Source organism: Bradyrhizobium sp. 63_E2_N1_3, assembly GCF_052076005.1.
Lineage (GTDB): Bacteria > Pseudomonadota > Alphaproteobacteria > Rhizobiales > Xanthobacteraceae > Bradyrhizobium > Bradyrhizobium barranii.
Map to the genome: position 1 here is coordinate 2,840,586 of NZ_CP197235.1, position 19,432 is coordinate 2,860,017.

21 protein-coding genes are annotated in these 19,432 nt (G+C 62.8%); 12 read left to right on the forward strand and 9 right to left on the reverse strand.

Annotated elements, in window-relative coordinates:
- Window positions 1-590 precede the first annotated feature (590 nt).
- Together AB7531_RS13165 and AB7531_RS13170 are read left to right on the forward strand one after the other, a co-directional pair.
- A complete protein-coding gene (locus tag AB7531_RS13165; RefSeq protein WP_063982041.1) occupies window positions 591-776 on the forward strand; it encodes a hypothetical protein in 186 nt (61 codons plus the stop codon).
- Between the two features lie 134 nt (window positions 777-910).
- On the forward strand, window positions 911-1,252 hold the full coding sequence (locus AB7531_RS13170) for a phasin (protein ID WP_014493705.1): 342 nt from the start codon (window positions 911-913) through the stop codon (window positions 1,250-1,252).
- 50 nt (window positions 1,253-1,302) lie between these two features.
- Here the strand turns inward: AB7531_RS13170 and AB7531_RS13175 are convergent, their stop codons facing one another.
- From AB7531_RS13175 to AB7531_RS13185, 3 genes are all read right to left on the reverse strand, one after another.
- On the reverse strand, window positions 1,303-1,479 hold the full coding sequence (locus tag AB7531_RS13175; protein ID WP_187387992.1) for a hypothetical protein: 177 nt from the start codon (window positions 1,477-1,479) through the stop codon (window positions 1,303-1,305).
- A 78-nt stretch (window positions 1,480-1,557) separates the two neighbouring features.
- Window positions 1,558-2,388, reverse strand: a complete 831-nt coding sequence (locus AB7531_RS13180) for an alpha/beta hydrolase (RefSeq protein ID WP_063982042.1) — start codon at window positions 2,386-2,388, stop codon at window positions 1,558-1,560.
- Between the two features lie 148 nt (window positions 2,389-2,536).
- On the reverse strand, window positions 2,537-4,333 hold the full coding sequence (locus AB7531_RS13185) for a ShlB/FhaC/HecB family hemolysin secretion/activation protein (protein WP_231142709.1): 1,797 nt from the start codon (window positions 4,331-4,333) through the stop codon (window positions 2,537-2,539).
- Window positions 4,334-4,464: 131 nt separating this feature from the next.
- Here AB7531_RS13185 and AB7531_RS13190 point away from each other — a divergent pair, with 131 nt between their 5' ends.
- Complete coding sequence (locus AB7531_RS13190; protein WP_063982044.1) at window positions 4,465-5,712, forward strand: FecR family protein; 1,248 nt, start codon at window positions 4,465-4,467, stop codon at window positions 5,710-5,712.
- Between the two features lie 61 nt (window positions 5,713-5,773).
- Window positions 5,774-8,518, forward strand: coding sequence for an EAL domain-containing protein (locus AB7531_RS13195; protein WP_063982045.1), 2,745 nt, complete (start codon window positions 5,774-5,776; stop codon window positions 8,516-8,518).
- On the opposite strand, the gene AB7531_RS13200 is transcribed toward AB7531_RS13195, so the two are convergent.
- On the reverse strand, window positions 8,505-8,798 hold the full coding sequence (locus tag AB7531_RS13200) for a hypothetical protein (protein WP_063982046.1): 294 nt from the start codon (window positions 8,796-8,798) through the stop codon (window positions 8,505-8,507). The two genes, AB7531_RS13195 and AB7531_RS13200, sit on opposite strands and share 14 nt — an antisense overlap.
- 277 nt (window positions 8,799-9,075) lie before the next feature.
- Between AB7531_RS13200 and rocF the strand changes: the two genes are divergently transcribed.
- The 4 genes from rocF to AB7531_RS13220 all read left to right on the forward strand — a co-directional run bounded on the left by rocF (window position 9,076) and on the right by AB7531_RS13220 (window position 12,412).
- Window positions 9,076-10,053 (forward strand): arginase, encoded by a 978-nt coding sequence (rocF, locus tag AB7531_RS13205; protein ID WP_063982047.1) that lies wholly within the window; start codon window positions 9,076-9,078, stop codon window positions 10,051-10,053.
- Between the two features lie 160 nt (window positions 10,054-10,213).
- On the forward strand, window positions 10,214-11,485 hold the full coding sequence (gene soxC / locus AB7531_RS13210) for a sulfite dehydrogenase (RefSeq protein ID WP_063982048.1): 1,272 nt from the start codon (window positions 10,214-10,216) through the stop codon (window positions 11,483-11,485).
- Entirely contained in the window at window positions 11,472-12,014 is a 543-nt protein-coding gene (locus AB7531_RS13215; protein ID WP_063982049.1) for a c-type cytochrome, read from the forward strand. The genes soxC and AB7531_RS13215 overlap by 14 nt, the downstream gene beginning before the upstream one ends.
- Window positions 12,015-12,127: 113 nt before the next feature.
- On the forward strand, window positions 12,128-12,412 hold the full coding sequence (locus tag AB7531_RS13220) for a hypothetical protein (RefSeq protein ID WP_063982050.1): 285 nt from the start codon (window positions 12,128-12,130) through the stop codon (window positions 12,410-12,412).
- 116 nt (window positions 12,413-12,528) lie between these two features.
- On the opposite strand, the gene AB7531_RS13225 is transcribed toward AB7531_RS13220, so the two are convergent.
- Entirely contained in the window at window positions 12,529-13,896 is a 1,368-nt protein-coding gene (locus AB7531_RS13225; RefSeq protein ID WP_231142703.1) for an NRAMP family divalent metal transporter, read from the reverse strand.
- A gap of 694 nt (window positions 13,897-14,590) precedes the next feature.
- Here AB7531_RS13225 and AB7531_RS13230 point away from each other — a divergent pair.
- Window positions 14,591-14,764: a DUF3606 domain-containing protein gene (locus AB7531_RS13230; RefSeq protein WP_064502491.1), complete on the forward strand. Its 174-nt coding sequence runs from the start codon at window positions 14,591-14,593 to the stop codon at window positions 14,762-14,764.
- A gap of 34 nt (window positions 14,765-14,798) precedes the next feature.
- Here AB7531_RS13230 and AB7531_RS13235 read toward each other — a convergent pair whose 3' ends face one another.
- The gene (locus AB7531_RS13235) at window positions 14,799-14,984 is read right to left on the reverse strand and encodes a hypothetical protein (protein ID WP_014493715.1); all 186 of its coding nucleotides are present in this window, start codon (window positions 14,982-14,984) and stop codon (window positions 14,799-14,801) included.
- Window positions 14,985-15,949: 965 nt separating this feature from the next.
- Between AB7531_RS13235 and AB7531_RS13240 the strand changes: the two genes are divergently transcribed.
- Both AB7531_RS13240 and AB7531_RS13245 read left to right on the forward strand, forming a co-directional pair.
- A complete protein-coding gene (locus tag AB7531_RS13240; RefSeq protein ID WP_231142700.1) occupies window positions 15,950-16,264 on the forward strand; it encodes a hypothetical protein in 315 nt (104 codons plus the stop codon).
- A gap of 673 nt (window positions 16,265-16,937) precedes the next feature.
- The gene (locus AB7531_RS13245) at window positions 16,938-17,186 is read left to right on the forward strand and encodes a hypothetical protein (RefSeq protein ID WP_014493719.1); all 249 of its coding nucleotides are present in this window, start codon (window positions 16,938-16,940) and stop codon (window positions 17,184-17,186) included.
- A gap of 38 nt (window positions 17,187-17,224) precedes the next feature.
- Here AB7531_RS13245 and AB7531_RS13250 read toward each other — a convergent pair whose 3' ends face one another.
- The 3 genes from AB7531_RS13250 to AB7531_RS13260 form a co-directional block, all read right to left on the reverse strand.
- Window positions 17,225-17,422 (reverse strand): hypothetical protein, encoded by a 198-nt coding sequence (locus tag AB7531_RS13250; protein ID WP_028153017.1) that lies wholly within the window; start codon window positions 17,420-17,422, stop codon window positions 17,225-17,227.
- Window positions 17,419-17,619 carry a hypothetical protein gene (locus AB7531_RS13255; RefSeq protein ID WP_063982055.1) on the reverse strand — a complete coding sequence of 67 codons (201 nt, stop codon included), beginning with the start codon at window positions 17,617-17,619 and terminating at the stop codon, window positions 17,419-17,421. Before AB7531_RS13255 ends, AB7531_RS13250 begins: the two co-directional genes overlap by 4 nt.
- A gap of 213 nt (window positions 17,620-17,832) precedes the next feature.
- Window positions 17,833-18,519: an SOS response-associated peptidase gene (locus AB7531_RS13260; RefSeq protein ID WP_354077023.1), complete on the reverse strand. Its 687-nt coding sequence runs from the start codon at window positions 18,517-18,519 to the stop codon at window positions 17,833-17,835.
- 389 nt (window positions 18,520-18,908) lie between these two features.
- Here AB7531_RS13260 and AB7531_RS13265 point away from each other — a divergent pair, with 389 nt between their 5' ends.
- Entirely contained in the window at window positions 18,909-19,316 is a 408-nt protein-coding gene (locus AB7531_RS13265; RefSeq protein WP_085405751.1) for a hypothetical protein, read from the forward strand.
- Window positions 19,317-19,432 lie beyond the last annotated feature (116 nt).

Sequence of the window (19,432 nt, forward strand, 5' to 3'; positions counted from 1 at the left end):
TGGTCGTTCCACCTTGAACGACGGTTCATTGGCGGAGATATCTTCGGACCGATGAACCCGGTACGGGGAACCGCGTCCAAGCCGAGCAGCTCAAGGGGGGCTTCACTGGCGGACGGATCAAGACGCTGCAGGCCGGCTGCGCGGCTCGACGTTCATTTCGCCGACGATACAACCGCCGAGGTCGGGCTCAACAATTACGTGTATACGCTGAAGAAACTTCAATCTGGCCTCGTTCACACCGGAAACACGGCGAAACGCCGCACCGATTGACAGCGACCGAGGCCGTGTGCGTGAGTGATGCCGCTTCTTGACGCAGGTGGGTGACGACGGTCCATATTCCTGTTATCCGGAATTGCCGTGCTGCGATGCGGACGAAGCATCGCTACGGCGACGGTTGGGCTTGCCGGAAGGGTTGTTTCTTGACATAATTGCAACCTGTTCGGTTGAGCCAGTATATGGTTCAGCGTGTTAACCCACCGGGTGCCCCGGCCGAGATCTCAGGGTCACCATGGCGTCCGGTCATGGTGTTCGATTCTCGAGCGAGACCTCGACGTCTGATCACGAGGGCCGATGCTTGTCATAGGTGCGAGATGAAAAACCTCAATTTCGCGGCTGAACTGCACCTCAAGCTCGGCGCGCCTGCAAGCAGCACCGTTGAAAGTCTGCGCCTGCTTCGCGCGTTCCTGAAGCTCGGGCCTCGACAGCGTTTCGAGGTCATCAAGCTGGTCGAAGACCTCGGCACCGAAGAAACCCTTCCCGAGCACCCCCTGTCCTGACCCCGGCCGTACGCCTCGTCCCCCGTTTTCCGGCCGGAGCCGGACCGCCGGGCGACGTTTGTCCGCCAGGCTGCCGCTGGAATGCGATCCGGCAAGTGTGGTATTCAGTTGGGAAAAAGGGGAGGAGTATGACCATGATCGAACCGAAGCTCGAAGTCCCGGCCGAACTGCGCGACCTGGCCGAAAAGACGATCGATCAGGCGGAACAGGCATTCGGCATGTTTTTCGAAGCTGCCACCAAATCGATGACGTCGGTTCCCGGAGCGGGTACCGAGGTGTCCAAGCAGGCGCTCGCGTTCACTGAGCAGAACATGAAGTCGGCGTTCGAGCACGCGCGCAAGCTCGTGCATGCCACCGACCTTCAGGAAGCGATGCGAATCCAGTCCGACTTCCTGCGGAGCCAGTTCACCAGCGCCGGCGACCACATGCGCCAGATGACCGGCAGTTTCATGCAGCCCGGCAAGGGAAAGTCCTGAGTTCCGGTGTGCGCCGCGTGACCGCAAATTGATTTTGCGTGACGCCGCGCTCAGCCGCAGCACGATCCCGGAAATTGCGAGAGATCGATGCGGGCGATGATCGACCGCAGCAGCTTGCGGGTCGCACGATAGAGATGCCGCGCGAATGCCGGTGTCCTCGCAGCCGGCAGGCCAAGGCCTGCCGTCTCGAGACGTTTCGCATCAAGGCTTTCGATGGAGTGCGACACGTGCCCCTCCGGGATGGTGAGGCCCTTCCTATCGTCGCCACCCTGGAGCTGCCTTGATCTGCCGCAAAGGGGACCCGGCTAGTAGTCGCCGGGGTTCATGATCATCGGGCTTCTGGTGTCAGCCGGCGCGAGCGAGCTGCTGGCGCTGTCACGCAGGAAGCGGTCGAGTGTCGCCTGGATCTTCTCCTTGACCGCATCGGGACCGCGATCGCTCATCTCGGTGTGCTGAGCACCGGTATGGACGATGTCGATGCCGCGCGCTTTGGCCTCTTCAGGCGTCGGCAGCACGCCCGGGTCGGTCTGGAAATGCGGATCCTTGGAGCGGAACGACAGGATCTTCAGGTTGTCGCTGAGCACGAAGGGCACCCGCAGATTGTCGAGCGTGATCACCTTCGACACGATCTCCGGGTGCTGATGGGCGACATACATCGAGACGTCGCCACCGTTGGAATGGCCGACGAGGGTGATGTGGTCGTAGTCGGTGTTTTCCTGCCGTCGCTTCAGTTCGGCCAGGGCGAAAAGGATGTTGGCCTCGCAGCGGATATAGACCTCGCGCCGCCCGACATATTGCTGACCGACATGGGTCATCAACGGCGGATCGCTCGGCAGGTCCTGCTGGATGCTGGCAACGAGATAACCGCGCGCCGCGAGCACGTTGGCGAGGAAGGAATACTCGGTCGCCTTGACGGTGTTGCCGTTGCTGATGATGGCGAGCGGGAGCTTCCAGAGCCCGAGATTGGCCTTGGTCTCGTAGTCGCGCCGCACCGCGATCTCGACCGAGATCGGCCGTTGGCGCGAGGCATCGAACAGGGTCAAAATCTCATGTCGGATCGCGAACCGGCTGACCACGAAATACTGGCCGACGCCGAGCACGCAGAGAAAGGCCAGGATTGCAAACACCCTCTTCATGGTTCCGTCCCAATCACTTTCGACTGAAAATGGTCATTGCAAGCCCCCGGATCGAGCGATCGTGAGCAGGTTACGGGATTAAATTTAGGCAAGTCTGTGAGCAAGGCCGCAAAAGGGCCGCATGCCGGGTGTGCTCAAAGCGCGGCAGCTAGAGGCAGCCGCCCCTGCCGCGTTCGGGGCAGAGCCGGAATGCGCTCGAGAGGGTGAACAGGAAGCGTGGGCTGCGGCGCTCGTTGTCTGGCGCCCGGTAGCTCAAGGGGACGGCTACGCCGAGATCGGCTTGAAGATCATCCGGCAGAAAGAACCGCACGCCGGCTCCGGCCGATGTCAGCGACAGGCCGTCGCTCAGGCGGTAACCGTCGTTCCAGACTGCGCCGGCGTCGCCAAAGGCGTAGAGCTGATAGCCGGTCCAGTAGCGGAAATTGAGCTTCTGGTCGAAGCGCAGCTCGAGCGAGCCGGCAAGACCGTTGTCGCCGCTGATCTCGGCCGCGCCATAGCCCCGGCCGAAAGCCGCGCCGCCGAGATAGAACTGCTGCGAAATGAACAGCGGCCGCGATGCCGTCTGGCTGGCCGCGGACAGCTTGAGCGACCAGGCGTCGTTGAGGGTCTGGTAGCGCGTGAACCAGAGGTTCAGCACCGAGAAGTTCGACGCGGCGCCGTCGCGCGACAGCAGATCGTCGTCGAAATGCGAGGCACCGAAGATGTCGAGACCTTGGCGGTAGGTCAGCGTCGCGAAATTGGTGCCGCCGAAGCGATCCTGGAGCCGGTAATCGGCGGTCAGGCTCGCGGTCCTGATGTGGTCGTTGTACCAGGGGCCGTAAAGATCGTGCTCGGACACGTTGCTGAAGGTGCCGGCCAAGGTCAGCGTCAACGCCGATGATTGCGACATGAAGGGCACGGTGCTTGCCCGCAGCTCGAACGCCTCTGTCGTGGTGATGTCGCTGTCGAGGCGGCGGGCGTCACCCGGCCGGACCGCGCTGTACAGGACGGAAGCGCCGAGGCGCACGCCGTCGACGCCGGCGGGCGCGTCATAGGATAATCGCGCAAAGCCAAGCTCACGCGGGTCGTTGGCAATGGTCGACAGGTTGACCGCCAGCGTATCGCCGGGCGTGAGGTAGGAGTTGAAAGCGCCGGTCGCGTAGGTCTGCCACGGGCCGACCGACGATGAGCCCAAATTATCCACGCCGAACGACGAGAAGACGTGCCAGGTTTTCAAATGGACGATGAGGCGAAAGCGGCCGGTGGCACCGCCGATCTCCTCGAGCGCGGTGTCGGTGATCCGGATGCCCGGCCCGCTGTTGATGAGGAAGAGCTGACGTTCGAGCGTTGCCAGGCGCGACGGCTGCTCGGCGAGAACCGGCCCCAGCATCGGCCTCACGCCAAACTGCTCGGCGCCGTCGCCTTTCAGCTCGGCCTGCACGATGGCGCCTTCAATCACCTGGATCCGGATGCGACCGTCGGCGATGTCCTGCGGCGGCACGATCGCCCGGCTCAGATGAAAGCCGTCTGCGCGGTAGAGATCGCTGATCGCGCCGGCGATCGTGGCGAGGTCGGCTTGCGAGACCTTCTTGCCGAGATAGGACTGATAGGCTGCGGCGATGCGATCGCGGGGAATGGCTTGGGCGCCGCCGACATCGATCCCGCGCAACACGAATTGTGGTTTCGCATCCCCGCCTGTGTTGGGCCGGCCGACCGCCGGCAGCGTGACCGGAGGACGGCTCAGCGATTCCTGCTCGGTTTGGTTTTCAAAGTATTTCTCGGGCTGCCGCGGATCGAAGCCGGGCTGGTTCGCCTGTTGAGCGAACGCCTGCGAAATTCCCGTGAAAATCGGTGCCGCCAGCACCAGTGCAACGAGGAGATGCCGCTTCTCAACGCGCGCAGCGAGCTGCTCACCGTAGTTTAACGGAGCAGTGCACAAGAGCCGGTAAGAGTTCGTTAGCTGCATGATTTTTCTTAGTTTTTTATGGTCAATGATTGGTTAATGCAGCCATTGGACTTGCCGGTTCCCGCTAATTCTCTCTTGAGTGATTTCGGATACGCCTCAGGCCTGGCTGTAATGCGGGACTGAGGATCGTGATGCTGGGCAGAGTTGGAATGCGGTGCGCCTTCGTGGCCGCGCTGATCCTGGGTACGGCCTCGTTCGCATCTGCCGCGGATGATGGCGTCTGGTCAATCAGCAAGTCCTCGGGTGAGGTCTGGCTTGCCGCCAACGGCGCGCAGCCTGTGTCATTGACCCAAGAAGGGACGCTGAGGGCCGGTGATACCATTCGCACCGGACGCAACGGACGCGTGCTGCTCGTCCGCGGCGAGGAATCGATTTTGATCTCCCCGAAGTCGGTGGTCGGTTTGCCGGCCGAGAAGAAGGAAGGGCTCTCGACCACTATCATCCAGCAGGCGGGTTCGATCCTGCTCGAGGTCGAGAAGCGCAACGTCAAGCATTTCGAGGTCGAGACGCCGTATCTCGCCGCCGTGGTCAAGGGAACGCAATTCAGCGTCACCGTGAATGCTGGCAGCACCAAGGTCGGCGTGCTCCGCGGCCAGGTTGAAGTCTCCGACTTCAAGTCCGGACAGATCGCACAGGTCATGCCGGGACAGGCCGCCACCTCCTTTGAGCACGGCAAGCCCGGCCTCAGCCTGAGTGGTGCCGGGACCTTCAATCCGATCGAGCACGGCAAGCCGCGCGCCTCGACGATCGAGCGTGTCCCGGTGCCGAAATCGGGCCTGTCGGCACCGCGCAATGCGGCGAGCGGCCATGCGATCCATGCGCTCGGTCCGATCGACAAGGGGACCAAGGCGGCCGGCGCGCCGGCGCAATCGCATCAAGCGGCCGGCGGTCAGGCGCCCAAAGGCGGCGTCGTGCGCATCTCCAGTTCGCTCGGCGAGGTCAAGCTGAACGTCCACAAGGTCACGAACGGGCTCGCCCACGGCGCCGTGACAACGGGGCACGTGCGCAACGCGAACGCCAGCACCGGGACCGAGACGGTGTGGAGCGATACGAAGGCGAGCAAGACGACCACGGCCGCCAACAGCTCCAACGTGACGGCGGTTACGGTGAGCAGCAGTGCACCCGCGGCCAGTGCCACGTCGACGTCGTCAAATACGACGACGACTGTTGCGACCACCTCTGGTTCGACCAGCGATGTGTCCGGCGGAAGCTCTGGGAGCGGAAGCAACGGGACTGGTACAACCAGCAACGGAAGCGGTGGCACCGGCAATAATGGCGACAACGGCAACGGGAATAGCGGAAACGGGAATAACGGCAACAACGGTAACGGCAATCATGGCCACCACTATGGTTGGTATTGGGGCAGAGGCCATCGCTAGGACCGTGTCGTCGGCATAGGGGAGCGCCTGGCGGCAGGGACCGCCGGTGCAGGGGAGCAAAGTGAAACGCCATCGGCCGCATATTCTCGTCATGATCGCGCTTGCGGTCGTGCTGTCCACGGGGTGGCACGGCGCGCTTCGCAACGCGCTCACCGATCTGCGCTTCGCCTGGCAATCGCGTACGGCCAGCGGCAATGTCGTCGTGGTGGCCATCGACGCCCCCTCGATCGACCAGATCGGGATATGGCCCTGGCCGCGCCGGCTCCACGCGGAACTGTTGCACAGGCTCGAGGCGGCGGGGGCACAGGACGTCGCCTTCGACGTCGATTTCAGCACACCATCGGATCCGGCCTCAGACGAGGCCCTCGTCACGGCGCTTCGGGAGGTCGGCGGTTCGACGATCCTGCCCTCCTTCAAGCAGCCGACGCCGAATGGTGGCGCGGTTCACATCAATCGTCCACTGAAGCCGTTCAGCAACCAGTCGTGGCCGGCCGTCGTCAATGTTGCGATCGAATCCGACGGGCTCGTGCGCCGCTATCCGGTCGGAGAGAAGCTTGGCGATGCCGTGATGCCGTCGATGGCCGTCGTGCTGGCCGGGCAGGACGCCAATCGGCGGCCACCCTTCCTGATCGATTTCGGCATTCGTGCGGCCTCCATCCCAAGTGTCTCCTATTATGACGTGCTGCGCGGCGATACCGCGACCTTGGACAAGCTGAGAGACAAGAAGATCATCGTCGGTGCTACCGCGCTCGAACTGGGCGACCGGTTCAGTGTTCCAAACGGTAAGAGCGTCTCTGGGCCCGTCCTCCAGGCGCTCGCGGCGGAATCGATCCTCCAGAACCGGATGCTGCGCTGGACGTCCGATGCCGGCATGATCATTGGCTTGGGCCTGATCTGCCTGGCGATGATGTATTCGTGGCGCCGTTCCGCACCGGGCGTCCGTGTCACCATCCTCGTCGCCGCAGGAGCGGGCGTGGAACTTGCCGCTGCGCTCGTGCAGGCAAGCTGGCCGCTCATCATCGACACGTCGCTGTTTCACATTGCGATCATTGCCTATCTGACGGCGATTGCACTCGACGAGATCGATTTCCGTAGTCTCCTGGGACGTATTGCCGAGAGCCGCTTTCATCGTATCGCGATGTCGCTCGGCGACGGTTTGATCTGCACCGACGAGGATCATCGGATCACGGTGTGGAATCCGGGCGCCAGTGCGATCTTCGGTTACATGCCGACCGAGATGATCGGGCGTCCGTTCGAAACGCTCTGTGCGGAGCCCACCGGCGGTGGCGCAAAGGCTTTTGCCATGCGCGATGCTGCGCGCCAGGCGCTGTTGGTGCCCGGCGGTGCCGTCGTCGTCGAGTTCCAGGGGCGGCGGAAGAACGGCGAGACGTTCCCGGTCGAAGCGAGCTTTTCGGGCTGGCAGGGCACGGACGGCTTCCAGTACGGAGCGATCCTGCGCGACATCTCGGTCCGCAAGCGCGAAGCCGAACGCGTCAGGTATCTCGCCGAACATGACGCGTTGACCGGTCTTGCCAACCGCAACATGCTGCATGCGAGCCTCGCCAATCTGATCGCCGCGGCGGAGCGGCGATCGTCCGACGTCGCGCTGCTCGTGCTCGGCCTCGATGGCTTCCAGCAGATCAACGACATGCTTGGACATTCGGCCGGCGACCTCGTGCTGCGGGCCGTCGCGGAGCGCCTCCGGACCAAGGTCGATGGCAAGGCGGTCGTCGCCCGGCTCAGCGGCGACGAGTTCGCCATCGCGCTTGATTGCACGGAGGCTGGCGAGCCGATTGTGGAGTTTGCCGAGCGGATCGCGCGCGCGTTCGAAGTGCCGCTCGCAACGGGCGCGCGCCAACATCGCGTCAGGATCAGCATTGGCGTCGCCGTTTATCCGGAAGGTGGGCACAACGCCGATGATCTTCTCGGCAATGGTCATCTGGCGCTGAGCAAGGCAAAGATGACGCGGCGCGGCAGCCACGTGATCTTCGAGAGCGCGATCAGGCAGGAGCTGGAGAACCGGCTGACATTGGAGAGCGAACTGGCGCTTGCCGCGGATCGCGGAGAGTTCGAACTGTTCTACCAGCCACAGGTTCGGCTGGTCGACGGCAGCCTGCTCGGGGCTGAAGCGCTCATCCGCTGGCGGCATCCCGCGCGCGGCTATGTCTCGCCCGGGGAATTCATGCCGGTGGTCAACACCTCGTCCCTGTCCGAGCGGATCGCGAACTGGGTGATGGAGACCGCCTGCCGGCAGGCGCGAGCCTGGGAATTGTCCGGAAACAGCGTGCGCGTCGCGATCAACCTCTCGCCGTCGCAGCTCGACTCCGGCGACCTCGCGCATTCCGTTGCGGCGCTGCTCGCGAAGACGGGGCTCACGCCCTCGCTGCTCGAGCTCGAAGTCACGGAGGATATCCTGCTGCATGACGAAAGCCGCGTGCTCGACATGTTCGAGCGGATCCAGCAGCTCGGCGTCCGCGTCCTGTTCGACGATTTCGGCACGGGCTACGCGAGCCTGAGCTATCTGAAGAAGTTTCCGCTCGACGGGCTCAAGATCGACCGGTCGTTCGTGCTTGACCTGCTCGCCGATTCCGACGACGCCGCGATCGTCGGCTCGACCATTGGTCTCAGCAAGCAACTCGGGCTCACTGTGGTGGCGGAAGGCATCGAGAACCGTGCCACGGCCGACTTCCTGGTCAGCATGGGATGCGAGGAAGGGCAGGGATATTTCTTCGGCCGCCCGATGCCTGCCGAGGCGTTCGAGAGGCAATTCCTGCCGGCTGAACTCGAAGCCGTCAGCGCGGCCTGAACCGCTTCAACTCCGATCGGTAGCGCCGGCGTGCAACTGCCACGCCAAAGAGGAAGGCGACGAACAGACTGGCCAGGGGCGCTTCGCGCGTGATTGCCGCGACCGTCGCGAGCGGCCGGCCGGGCTTTCGAGCTTCGTCGATGACATGCGTCAAGCGGTCGACAGCGGCGCGCAAGCCTCCCGCGACCTCTCCGATCGTGTGGGAGACGTCGGCCGCCGCGTCGATGGCGCGCTCGGCCATGCCGGGCTGGGACGGGGGCTGCGGAATCTCGGTGCTCAAAGTCGTAAACTCCGCTTCTGATGAGGTGAATGAGGCCGGCACCTTTGGCTATCCGCGCGAGCGCTCGTTTTGAACAGCGGGTCCGAAGACCTTTGGCTATCCGCGACAGGCGCCGTAATGTACGGCGGGTGCCGGCCTTGCAGGGAAAATGCGGCGCGCGGGATTTTGTTCCGGGACGGCTTCTCGCGCGGCGTCTTTTCAGCGGGAAATACCCGTGAAACGACGGGTCCGAATCTCTGTTAGGCTGTCACGACCTTGTGGATGTCAGGAGGCTGCCGTGACCGATCGGACCATGCCGGATCGAGCCCGGCGCATCGCCTTGCTAGGCGCGCCCATCGACATGGGAGCTTCGCAGCGTGGCACCTTGATGGGCCCCGCAGCGCTGCGCACCGCCGGCCTTGCGGCACTGCTCGAAAGCCTTGATTTCGAAGTCGTCGATTACGGTGATCTCTCCGTGGCGGAGGTCGGGGACCTCGCTGACAGGCCGCCCGAGAAAGCCAATCACTATCGCGAAATCCAGCGCTGGACGCGGGTGCTGAGTCGCAGAGGCCATGAGATCGCGCAGACCGGCGCGTTGCCGATCTTCCTCGGCGGCGATCACACATTGTCGATGGGATCGGTAAATGCCATGGCGCGCCATTGGCAGGAGCGCGGACGCGCGCTGTTCGTGCTCTGGCTCGACGCCCATGCCGATTACAACACGCCCGAGACGACGATCACCGCCAACATGCACGGCATGTCGGCGGCGTTCTTGTGTGGCGAGCCCGGCCTCGACGGATTGCTCGGCGATGATCCGCGCGCCTCGATTGATCCCGACAGGCTGGACCTGTTCGGCGCGCGTTCGATCGACAAGCTCGAAAGGGAATTGATGCGCACACGCCGGATCAGGGTGGTCGACATGCGCCAGATCGACGAGTTTGGCGTCGCTGTGCTGATCCGGCGCGTCATCGAGCGCGTCAAGGCGTGCGATGGCGTGCTCCATGTCAGCTTCGATGTCGATTTCCTCGATCCGTGTGTGGCGCCGGGAGTCGGCACCACAGTGCCGGGCGGAGCGACCTATCGCGAGGCGCATCTGATCATGGAGCTGCTTCATGATTCCGGCGTGGTCGGATCGGTCGACATCGTCGAGCTCAACCCGTTCCTGGACGAGCGCGGTCGCACCGCGCGCACTGCGGTCGAGCTGATCGGCAGCCTGTTCGGACAGCAGATCACCGACCGCCCGACGCCGAGTAACGCGATCGCTCCGGGCGAGTGAAACTGAGAGCTGTCTTGCATCGCGAAGAACGGAATGACTGTTGCGGCTGGCTGATCTAGACCAGTCCTGGTCGAAATCGCCTGTTTTTGAAATAGGTGCGGATTGCAAACGCCCTTCGCGGAGGGTTTGATGCGGGTCGCGCTTCAGCCGAGGATCCGCAATGAGCAGCACGATCGACGCCGCGGGAAAATCCGCGAGAACAACACGCCGTCGCTTCCTGCAAGGCGGCACCGCGGTGGCGGGCGGCGCCGTTCTGGGCGCTGGTGCGTCGGCCGCGGCGGAGACGGACAACCTTCCGCCCAACATTCCCGAATGGATGAAGGCGCCGGGCGAGCCGATGGGAGCCCAGCCCTATGGCGCGCCGTCACCGTTCGAGAAGGGCGTCGTCAAGAACATCTCGAAGACTCTCAAGCAGTACATATCGGCCTCCAGCCGGACGCCATTGCAGGAGCTCGACGGCATCATCACGCCGAATGGACTGTTCTACGAGCGGCATCATGGCGGTGTTCCGACCATCGACCCGGCGCAGCATCGGTTGATGATGCACGGCCTCGTCGAGCGGCCTCTGATCTTCACGATGGACGATCTCAGGCGCTTCCCGTCGGAGTCGCGCATCCACTTCCTCGAATGCTCCGGCAATCCCGGTTACACCAAGCCCTATGGCAAGACGGCATCGGACCTCGTGGGTCTGGTGAGTTGCGCCGAATGGACCGGCGTGAGCCTGAAGCTCGTGCTCCAGGAGGCCGGATTGAAACCGGACGCCAAATGGGTCGTCGCCGAAGGCGCTGACGCCGCCGCGCTGACGCGCAGCATTCCGATCGAGAAATGCCTCGAGGACGCCCTTCTGGTCTACAGCCAGAACGGCGAGCGGTTGCGTCCGCAGCAGGGCTATCCCTTGCGGCTGTTTCTGCCGGGCTTCGAAGGCAATATGAGCGTGAAGTGGCTGCGCCGCCTGCACGTGACCGCGGAGCCCATTTATTCGCGCGAAGAGACCTCGAAATACACCGATCTCTTGTCCGACGGCACGGCGCGCGAGTTTTCCTTCTATATGGAAACGAAGTCGATCATTACGCGCCCCTCGGGCGGTCATCGCCTGAGCGCGCCCGGCTTCCACGAGATCACCGGCATCGCGTGGAGCGGACATGGCAAGATCAAGCGTGTCGAGGTTTCGGTCGATGACGGCAAGAGCTGGCAGGACGCGCGATTGCAGGAGCCGGTGTTGACGCGCGCCCTCACGCGCTTCCGCCTGCCTTGGCAATGGGACGGCAAGCCAGCCGTGATCCAGAGCCGTGCCGTCGACGAGACCGGCTATGTGCAGCCGACGCTGGCCGAACTGCTCGCGGTGCGCGGCGAGAACTATTTCTACCACAACAACGCGATCTGGCCCTGGCGCATCGCGGCCGACGGCGAGGTGACCAATGCGCTGGCGTGAGACCTGCGGCGTTGCCGTCGCAATCGCGCTGGGTGCCTTCGCGAGCGGAGCGCAGGCGCAAAGCCCTTATGGCATCGGTCGCCCTGCGACGGCTGCGGAGATCGCGGGCTGGAATATCGATGTCGGACGTGACGGCCGCAATCTACCGCAGGGAGGCGGTTCGGTCAGCCATGGGCGCGAGGTGTTCGCCCAGCAATGTGCTTCGTGCCATGGCGATAAAGGCGAGGGTGGCTTGGGTGACCGGCTCGCCGGTGGGCAGGGGACGATCGCAACGGCCAAGCCGATCCGCACCGTCGGCAGCTATTGGCCTTATGCGCCGACCCTGTTCGATTATATCCGCCGCGCCATGCCGCAGAACGCGCCGCAGTCGCTGAGCGACGAGGACGTCTATGCGGTGTCCGCCTATATCCTGAACCTGAACGGGCTGGTGGGAGCCGATGCGACACTCAATGCCAAATCGCTTTCGGCTGTCAAAATGCCGAACCGCGACAGCTTTGTCGGCGACGCGCGCCCGGACGTGAAAAAGTGATCGCATCGGGACGATCGGTTCCGCGCAGTGGCTCAGAACTTGCTTAAGCGAAGGGCGGAACTCGCAGGATGCGTTTGAGTTAACCCGCGAGAGGAAACAGCACGGGTCCTTCGATGACAACACATCGCTTCGTAAACTCCATGTCCTCGGCGCTTCGCCATCCCGGCGTGATCGCGCTGATCGTGGCCGGCTTGACGATTGCTGCGATGGTGATCGTCGATCACGGGCCGTGGAACCGCGCCAAGACTCAGCCGGCTCATGTTGCGATGTATGCGACGACGGGCGAGGCCGCACATGCCGCCGGCGCCAAGGTGCTTCCCACCGCACCGAAGTCGCTGGTCGAGCCGGAGCGGCCGGGGCCGAAGACATCTCCGACCGTCAATCCCGTGACGCCGTAATACGGTTCATCAGCGTGCCGGCCGTGCTCGCGGCCTTCATCGTCGTCGTCGCGTCGCAGATCTTGGCGCCGCAGATCTTGGCGTCGCAGGTCTCGGCGTCGCTGTCGCCGGTCTGGTCAGCCGATCGCGGACGAGCCGAGCAGAGCGAGGACGGCCAGCGCCATGATCGCGGTGCCGAGCCAGCCCAGCGCGACCAGCCGTGAGCGGGCCTTGAAGCGGCCCATGATCGCACGGCTCGAGACGATCAGCATCATCATGGCCATGACCGGCACGGCAACGATGCCGTTGAGCACCGCGCTCCATACCAGCATGTGAATCGAGTCGATGCCGGTGAAGCCGAGACCGAAGCCGATGATGGTTGCGGCCGCGATGATGGCGTAGAAGCCGATCGCCTTTTCCGGCTTCGCCTCCAGCGTGGCGTGCCAGCCGAAAGTCTCAGCAACGGCGTAAGCCGCCGAGCCCGCGAGTACCGGGATCGCCAGAAGGCCGGTGCCGATAATGCCGAGCGCGAACAGCGCGAAGGTGAAATCGCCGGCGAGCGGACGCAGCGCTTCGGCCGCTTCCGTCGCCGAGTTGATCCTGGTGATGCCATTGCCGTTCAGCACGGCCGCCGTGGTCAGGATGATGAAGAAGGCGATGCTGTTGGAGAGCAGCATGCCGACGATGGTGTCGGCCTTGATGCGCGCGATTTCAGGGGCGCCCCCGGTTGGAAGGTCGCGCAGCGGCTTGTCGCGCTTGCCCTGGTTCATCTCCTCGACTTCTTGCGAGGCCTGCCAGAAGAAGAGATAGGGGCTGATGGTGGTGCCGAGCACGGCGACGACCATCAGGAAATAGTCGGCGCTGATCGTCGCCTTCGGCCATACCGCGGCGAGCAACGCGGTGCTCCACGGGATCTCCACGGTGAAGGCGGTGGCGACATAGGCGAACAGCGTCAGCGTCAGGAATTTCAGCACCGGCGAATAGCGGCGATAGGGCACGAACACCTGGAGCAGGGTCGAACCCGCCGCGAAGATCAGGGCGTGCTCGTGATTGAGCCCGCCGATGACCAGCGAGAGCGCCTCCGCCATCGCGGCGATGTCGGCGGCGATGTTGAAGGTGTTGGCGATGACGAGCAGCGAGACGAGCCCCAGCACGATCCAGCGCGGCGCGAGCTGCAGGACGTTGGCGGCGAGCCCTTTGCCGGTGACCCGGCCGATCCGAGCGCTGACGAGCTGAATCGCGATCATGAACGGCAGGGTGAGAAAAACCGTCCAGAGCAGCCCGTAGCCGAATTGCGCACCCGCCTGCGAATAGGTGGCGATGCCCGACGGATCGTCGTCGGCTGCGCCGGTGATGAGCCCGGGCCCCAGCCGTTGCAGCAGTCCCGTCCCGGGCTTCGCCGATCCTTCGGCGCTGTCGTGCTTGGCGGCGTGCTGCTTCGATCGGTTTGACAGGGGCTGACCTTCCGGCTTCCGGAATTGCGAAGTGTGCTTTAAGCGCGTCATGGCCGCAAAGTTCCTGCGTCGGCCGGCGCCGCGCCGTCTGCTGACGCCGATGCTTCTTCTTTACTTTGACACGTCGGGCAAAACACTTGTAAAGTAGTACCATCACAGAGATCGTCGAGCCCGCACCGTCACCGGTTGCGGGCTCTTCGTTTGCCCACGTTCAAAACGGTCGCCAGCCTCTTGCGCCAGAGCATGTCGCCGACGGTCGGCCGATCCCTGGACACGGAAGCCGTCGGCGATCAGGCAGCACTTGCTCGGCTGTCCGCCGTCGCGCGGCACGGTCTGGTTCTCATGACAGTGGCGCCCACTGATCAGTGGGGTTAACATCGCTCCGATTCGCGCTCTCCGAAAAACCTGGAACCAATGGTGGATGAGCGTGTTGCGGTGCCGCTTGACGGGCCGTTCCAACCCGCCCCGGCAGCAAAGTCACGGTGCGGTCCTGCCTTGCCCAAGGCGGGGCCGCGCGCCGTACGAGCAAAGAATTTGCAACGACAAGAGGGGGCACATTTGGCCGCCGACCTGGTTTTCAGAATTGCAATTGTCGGGCTGTTTCTCTTTTCAGCGGTGCTCGCTTCGATGCTGTGGCTGAACGTATGAGCCTCGACGCGTAAGCCTCGACGTATGAGTCTCGTCCTGCCGTTTGGAACGGCCGGTCCATGGTGGCGTTTTGCTCTTCCATGAGGGAGGATACGCGATGGACCATCTGACGAAGCGCGGGCAACCGGATCGCAGCAAGATCAACATGCACGAGGCCTTCGAGGTCAAGTACTGGACGCACGCGCTCGGCGTATCGAAGGAGGAGCTGCAAAAGGCTGTCGACAAGGTCGGCAATTCGGCCGCGGCCGTCCGCAAGGAATTGGCGATGTAACGCGTCCAACGCATGCGCGCCGAGGCGCGTGCTGCTACTTGATGCTGACGAACATGCCCCAGGCGGCGGCCAGCGCGCCGCCGGTGAAGACGACCACCGGGTTGTCGCAGAACGTGCTGCCATAGCTGCACACGTTCGCACCGAACTGGCCGAGCTCGTGATGGCTCGCGGAGTAGAACAGTCCCGACAGCACCAGCAATGCGGCGGCGACGTAATACATCGACGGAATCTCCAGCCTGCCCATGCACCCTCGCAAGGGACATGTCCCAGCATGGCGCGAGGAGATTTCATTCCGCCGAATCCGCTTCACCGCATTTGGCTAAAGTTTGACCCGTTGGGCCAACGATCGCTGTTGGCCGGACCTTTGGGGGTGGAAGATCTCCCACATCGGGGGCTGTTCTAATTAGGACAGCCGATCTGGCAGATTAGGACACAAATGAAAACGCCGCCCGCTTGAAATGAAGCGCAGGCGGCGGCGTTCCAGCCCCGAGAGGGATCAGCAAAATCCCGGATATTGATCAGTCCAAATGGATGACGAGAAGGTTCAACGGCACAACGCGACCAAGCTCAAATGGATGCTTAGCGGCGCTGCGTCGAACTGGGCACTGAAATCCCCCGCCCCAATAGATACGGGTAGGAGACGAGATCGTTTCACACCCGCAGAGGCGGATTAGGACACCATGGGATAGGACTTCATGCTGCCGTTTCCGGACGATTACATGCCGCCAGAAACAGGAGAGGCCGCCAACTGAGGTGGCCTCACTTCGGCGGCTGTAGCCCGGGCGATCTCAGCCACTCGTTCATGTGCGACCCGGTCTCGGCTTGGCAGGCCTTACGGATTGCATGCTCCCGATCAAAACCTGGGGGGAGTAGTTGAGCCTGCGCACGAAGCCGCTTGGCTTCTTCGACAAGGCGTTCCTCAAGGGAGCGGGTTTGCGTCACTCTCCGGCGCTCCGGCATGTCGCGCTCCTTGAGCCATTTGATCGACTCTCGTAACGGCTCGTCCGGTTTCAGTTCCAAAATTGAAACTAGGCCACGTCGGAAACAGGCCAGCGGACACGGCTCGGCGACAGCCTATTCTTGTGCATGGCCTCTCCGGCAGCAATCAGTCATCCGAGTGAAGATCGTATTGACTCATTGTTCATGATTTGTTCTTATTGTCCGGTCGTCAGGTGGAGATGGGCCGTGGACAACCGCATCAATGAAATCCGCAACATTATCAGAGCGTTACGCATCAGCATGCGAGAGGCCGAGGCCATCATGCACGAGCAGATCAATCGCGACGAGGACTGCACCTTCGTGGCGGAAGAGATCATGAAGATGCGCGTCGTGATGAGCGGCCTGGTTCAGGAGCGGACACGGCTCGGCGACAGCGAGCCTATTCTCGTGCGCAGCCTCTTCGTTCCGCGCCGGCCGCCGGCAACGCCGCGGACTGGTCTTGCCAAGCGCCGCCTCGTACCGCACGGAGTTGAGCAGCAACGGGGCCACGCACGCCCGTGATCATGGATGGACAATCTCAGGCGGTTTCCGGCGCCGTGGGTCATGATCGCGGAAGAGGAGTGCTTCCGAGTCAAGGACGCGAACGGCTTCACGATCTGCTGCGTTCTTCATCGCGATGATCTGCACTCGTGGGGCTATCAGTATGCCCACCAATATCTATCGCGCGACGAGGCGCGACGGATCGCAACGGCAATCGCGCGATTGCCGGAGCTGTTGAAGCGTCCTCAGTATTGAGCTGTTCGCTTTGCCAGGTCCCCTTTGGAACTTCTTGCTCCAAACTGGAATTGGTCTTGTGGTCGGCCCACCGCCGATGGCCGGCCTGGAATGGCGGCTCCGGCGCCCCCCAGCCCCCCGTCCCGCGCCGGGGCCGTTTTCAGGAGTTAGGTGAGACAAAAACACCGGCGGCACCGCCGCCAGACGTTCAGCAGCCACCTGTAGATCGTTGTCTGAAGATCGATTTCGGTCTCGACGAAACACGCCTGAAACATTGCTGAAACCCGATTGTCCTGAACGCCGCGCCCGTTGGCCCCGACCAACGGAGCGAGAAGGAGACAAGTCATGATCCAGGTCGGTTCGAAGGAAGAAGTCGCGTTTCTGCTGGCACTGTTCGGCACGCACACCCAGCCGGTCAAGCGGCCGAAGCCGAAATCGCAGCAACGCTGAAGGCGGAGCCATGCCCGGTTTGGCCGATTGCCAGAGCCTCTTGCGTCTCTTGATCGCAAGGGGCGATCCGAGGGCCATTCCGCTCGCCAAAGGCGCCATCGATCAATATTTGAACACCGCGCCGGCCAGCCTCCGCGGGCGCGGCCTGCGCGTGCTCCAGCGCGACGCGCTCGACCAGCACGGTGCCGCGGTCGGGGTGCAGCGCTCCTTCGCGGAGACGGTGGACGCCTATATCGAGCGCAAGCTTGCGGAGGAGTGACACCTTCCAGTGCGGCGGTTCAGGCGCGTGGCTGCCGGTCAGGCTGCGATGGGCGGCGTGGCTTGCGCCAGCAACAGGCCGATCTTCCGGTCGAGCTGCCAGACCTCGACGTTGCCCCGGCGCGTGAACTGTTGTGCGACGCGAAGCGCGGATGCATCGGAGTCAGCCTCGAACGCTTCGGCGGAGCGAAACACGCCGTTCTCGCCGACCAGATAGGCGCGGTATTGCCGGCTCATGTCGGCGCCCTCAGGCCCGGCGAATGCAGCCAGGACTCGATCTGCATGGCCGTCTCGTCCTGTCGCGCCCGGCGCAGCAGGATCTCACGGCGCCGTCCCGGCGCAAGCGACTGGGCCTCCTCGCGAAGGCGAGCGGCCTCGTCAGCGAGCCGCTCCTTGAGAGTTTTGGACTGTTTGTAACGACGTCGCTTCAGCATGGCATTGCTCCCTCGTTCGAGTGGGGCGGGAGCGCAACTGGCGTTCTCATCACCGACCGATGCCAAGTGCCGCTGCGGTGATATTTCAACTCTACGCCTCGGGCCGAGGAGAGTCAGTATCATTTGTTAAGTGGATCGAAGAATCTCTCGGGCGTCATCGCAGCTCGGTTTGAGCAGTTTATTCCTATCGCGTGCAGGTAGTTCCTAAGTTCACTATTGAACGGAAGTGGCGTCGGCGATTGAAGGTCTATCCTCCTTGTCTGCGCCCCGCGCCACGATTTTAAGCGCTTGATCTGACAAAGGCCGTTGCAGCGCCTTAGCCTCGTCCCATGGCGCCCGCAGCCAAGCATCTCGTTCTTCGGCCGTCGTCAGGATCACCGGCATTGCCTTTGGATGAATGGGCTCGACAACGGCATTCGGCGCCGTCGTGAGAAAGCCATGGACCTGATGAGGTCCAGGCACGGGCTTTGACTTCGTACCGCGATCGCCCTTGAAAGTTGTCCAGATACCGGCGAACGCGAACAGCGGCCGCGTCTCGTCCATCGCAAACCACACGACGTCCTTCTTCTTTGTTTCCGGATTCGGCTCAGGGGCATACTCAGCAAAACTGTTGACGGGCACGAGACAGCGATGCTCCGGCTTGAGCCATGCGCGCCAGTGCGGCGACGAGGTGTTGCGGATGTTGGTGACGGGCGGGCCGGGCTTGCTCGGTGGTGGCGGCATGCCCCAACGCATCATCACAATCTCCCGTTCGCCCCCACCTGCGTCGCGAATGACCGGTGCCGGGTAATCCGGAAATACGCCCGGCATTGGTGGCAAGTTACCCTCGTAGCGACGGACCACGCGGAAGAGCCCGGCGATGGCGGCCTGATTGGTGGTGATCGAATACAGATTGCACATGGAGACGATTATTCCTTACCGCTCGCCAGGCCAAAGGTAGTTTCGAGTGAGGGGGGTCGCTAGTTGTAATGATGCTTGTATTCGCATCAATGGGCAAACAGACGTCAGGTTGGCCTGTGCATTAAGGGCCAATTCCGGACATTGCTTAGGGGCCACAGTGTCTTCGTGTGACGCCACCTGTTTCCCGGATGCGTCAAGTGACGTAGAATGCCACTGCCCCTTGAAGCGGGACGTGCCGAAATCACCGTCCGGGCAAACGAGCAGCACTTGTGCCGTCGGCAAGCACGCTCTCTTGGAAGCCGTTCTTTTTTCGGTTTCGTACCACCGTTCACCACGAACTTTGCGCGCTGCTTATGCGGCGGCTCGTTCGGTAACGTCGGGAGAAAGCGATGAGCAAGATCGATCGAAGGTCCGCACTGGGAATCGCGTTGGCTGCAGTTTCGGCTGCCATGGTCAAGCCAGCCGCCGCTCAAGCCACAAGCTACAAGGATACGACGCCTTGGCCAGGTGTCGTGGTGCGTGAATATGAAGGCGAAACACCATCCTTGATCCCAGGTTTTAAGACCGTCTCAATGCGCGATATCATTATGCAGCCGGGGTCAAAGACCATGGGGCCCCCGATGATGAATGCCATGATCTGCCATATCACCGAAGGGGAGCTTCGGCTTGAGCAGGAGGGAAAGACCTTTACGGGCAAGAAGAATTTTGTCTGGACCTGCAACAAGGAAACAAAAGAACAGGCGTTCAACGATGGGAATGTGGTCGCGATTATGCGGATCACCGACCTAAAGGCTTAACGCTCGTTTCTTCGCAAGAGATCGATTGTGGGTGCGGATGGTGCATGCGACAACGCGCCATCCGCGTGCAGGACCGCCTCGGTCAATCGCATCGATCAGCGACCGTGTCGCCTATG